This is a genomic window from Mycobacterium sp. 852002-10029_SCH5224772 (assembly GCF_001667315.1).
Lineage (GTDB): Bacteria > Actinomycetota > Actinomycetes > Mycobacteriales > Mycobacteriaceae > Mycobacterium.
In genome coordinates this window covers 1-2,867 of record NZ_LZHT01000032.1, presented here as the reverse complement: position 1 = coordinate 2,867, position 2,867 = coordinate 1, and the positions used below count along the sequence as shown (strand labels likewise).

The window sequence follows — 2,867 nt, the reverse complement described above, 5'->3', positions numbered from 1 at the left end:
CTTGATCGCGGCGCGGATCTCGCGCAGGTCCGTGGTGATCGCCGCGGGGCCCAGCGTGACGTCGACATTGGTGACCGCGTTGGCGCGGGTATCACCCGGGGCGCGCTCATTGACCGGCATCCCCACATTCACCGAGCCGTCGGCGACGACGCGTCCCACTCGCTGGGCGAGCCGGGCCGCCATTCCCGCCAGCAGCGCGTTGCCGGTCCCCCCGAGGGCACGAGCGCGGTCGTCCCACTCGTCGGCGTCGATGAAGATCGTCGCCGCGGGGAGCGTGAGGCTTTCATCCGGACCGGTTAACGGCGCGCGTCGCCTTTCGGAGGGCGGGGCGACGGGTCCGGCACCGCGGCGATCTGCCCGGGCCAGTCGCGCCGCCGCGACCACCGCGCGGCCGACGTCTGTTGTGTCGCAAATAGTTTGGCGCGCATCCTCGCGCAGCGCCCGCCAGCGCCGTCGCGATTGCGCGGCGGGCCAGCGGATCGCGTCGTCGCGCCCGCAAGCCCCGTCCGCCACCGCCTCGCACAGTCCGACGCCGTCGCTGAGGCAATGGGTGATGACGAGGCTCACCCCCGCTCCGCCGTCGGTGAACGGCAGCAGCGCCAGGTGCCATCCGGGTCCATGCTCGGCATCCGGCCGCAGGTTTGCCTGCTCGTCGCACCAGGCGTCGAACTCCGCACGCGGGCGGGGTGTCGCGGCGATTTCGAGGCCCGGCCGCTCGCCGGGCGATACCCAGCGGTGGCGGCCGAACGGCAAGGGGGACCGCTTGATTCGGCGGGCCAGCCGTCCCCTGCCCAGATGGTCATTAAACCGTTTCAGGCCGTCGATGTCGACGGGCCGGTTGTACACCCAGACACATTGCACCAAGCTGGTAGTGCCCGTCGCGCGCTCCCCCAGAAAGAGGGCCTGGTCGGCCAGATCCAGTACGTTGCTCATTTCTAGGCCGCCTCGGTGTCGTCTTCGTCCGCACGGTCCTCCAGTACATCCGGACTTCCTTGGGGTGCAACCACACCCGCGTTGGCTCCGACGCTTCTGGCGGCCTGCGTGAACACCTCAATCAATGTCGCGATGTAGCGCCGCACCGACTCATGCGCGACCTCGTTGTCAGGGAAGGAGATTGTTACCGAGGTTTTTTCAGCGTGACGGTTGATCCACATGTTGATGCCGCCGGCGGACAGGTTGTCGCCGTAGGTACCGAAATTGGTCTCCCCCCACAATCCGGCGAGTGGTATCTTCCGGAAATCGAGGAAGGACAACATCATCGGCAGGCTCGTCGGTAACTTGATGCCCAGCTGCTCCGGTGTCGCCAACTCCAACACCCTTTCAAACGGCACTTCAGCAAGACCTCGCGCGGCTTCGAAAGACTCGTGGGCGGCGTGGGCCGCCTCGCAGAATGAGACGCCCGCGGTCGGCACGGTAACCGGAATCAGGCTGGCAAACCAACCCAACGTCATCGTTTCGATGCCCGGCATCCGGGTGTCCTTGGCCGTGAAGCCGCGGTAGGTCGCGCTTCCGGTCAATTCGTGTTCGGCCAAGGCCGTGCACGCCAGCACTCCCCCGATGAACCGGGCGCCGGCCGCGCGGCACGCGGCATCGAATGACTCCGTCTCGCCCGCATCCAACAACTGGACTGTCAGGAAATCGCCCGCGCTGCTCGCCCACGTATCACCCAGCGACAGTGGGAAACTCGGCCATGCGCCGTCGGTGTCACGCGCGAACGCGATCCAGTCCTTGATTTCAGGGGATGACAGGGTCAGGCCCGCCGCGGCCTCGCGCTGGCGCGCGACGTAGTCGCGATAGCTCCTTACCTCGGCGAGCTCGGGCTGATATCGCTGCGTGCCCTGGGACAGTTCCTGATACGCCAGATGGATGTCGACGAAGATCAGGCCGGCGGATAAACCGTCGATGTGCAGATGATCGACACTTGCGTAGAACGTGAAATAGTCGGCGTGCTCGACGATTCCGAATGTGAAGCAACCCCATTCGAGTGTTTCCGGGGTCGTCGTCAAGACGTGGGCCCGCACTTCCTCGGCGCTCATGCGCCCGAACGACACCGGAACGAGTTCGATATCGGCAGGGTCGTCGATCGCTCGACGCACGATGGAGCCGTCCTCGAATTCAAACCAATTGTGGTAGGTGTCGTGACGGCGAACGTGCGCGTTGATCGCCGCGGTCATCGCCGGGACGTCGCATGCGCCGGGGATGTCCCACGCCACGACCATCAGGCGCGGCAGGTGCCTGTTTATGGTTCGGCCGACGTTGGCGGCCCAAAGATGTTGATTCTGCTGATAACTCGGACTCATCGCACATCTGCGTGCGGTGCGAGCCGCGTGATGCGCTGCCTGCGTGGGCGTCCACATGGTAAGCGGACCGTGCGGTGGTTGCCATTCGTTGATGTTGCCGAGTGCGACCATTTTCTTAAGTCGTTCCTCCCCGTATGCGGACATTTTTTGCGCAGCAAGGGAGCAGCGAAAAGGCGTCGGTCTACGGCCCCCGCGCAGCATGAATTCCATTCGCTAGAACCTTTTACGACGTCTTGGCAAGTTGGACTGACGTTGCCGCGTCCCTCTGCGCCCCCGTGTCGCCGAAGTGACGCTAGTGGACATAGGTCACATAAGTGGGCAATTTGTGAGGAGGGTCACATCACGTGGCGGCCCCACGGTTGCCCTCGCCAAGCACGTGCAAACGACTAGCGGCCCCTCACCCGATCACGCGGGGCAAACGGTGCGCCAGCCCGTCGTGGCGGTGAGCGAGAAGTCGCTCAGCGTCTTTGAAAGAGCCTGGTGCAGAGCTTCATTCGAATTGTCGCGGCCCAGTTCGTAGGCAAGGACCGAGATGAAGACCCGGTCGTGGACCCTTCCCGACAGCAA

General features: G+C 64.8%; 2 protein-coding genes. Both read right to left on the bottom strand.

Features of this window, described 5'->3' with window-relative positions; genetic code table 11:
• A partial coding sequence (locus A5775_RS07585; protein WP_067250105.1) for a hypothetical protein occupies positions 1–933 on the bottom strand: 933 nt, incomplete at its 3' end.
• Positions 934–935: 2 nt separating this feature from the next.
• Complete coding sequence (locus A5775_RS07580; protein ID WP_067250102.1) at positions 936–2,411, bottom strand: condensation domain-containing protein; 1,476 nt, start codon at positions 2,409–2,411, stop codon at positions 936–938.
• Between the last annotated feature and the right edge of the window lie 456 nt (positions 2,412–2,867).

Coding starts and splice junctions, on each gene's coding strand:
- A5775_RS07580 (WP_067250102.1), bottom strand. CDS start 2,411: ATGGTCGCACTCGGCAACATCAACGAATGGCAACCACCGCACGGTCCG.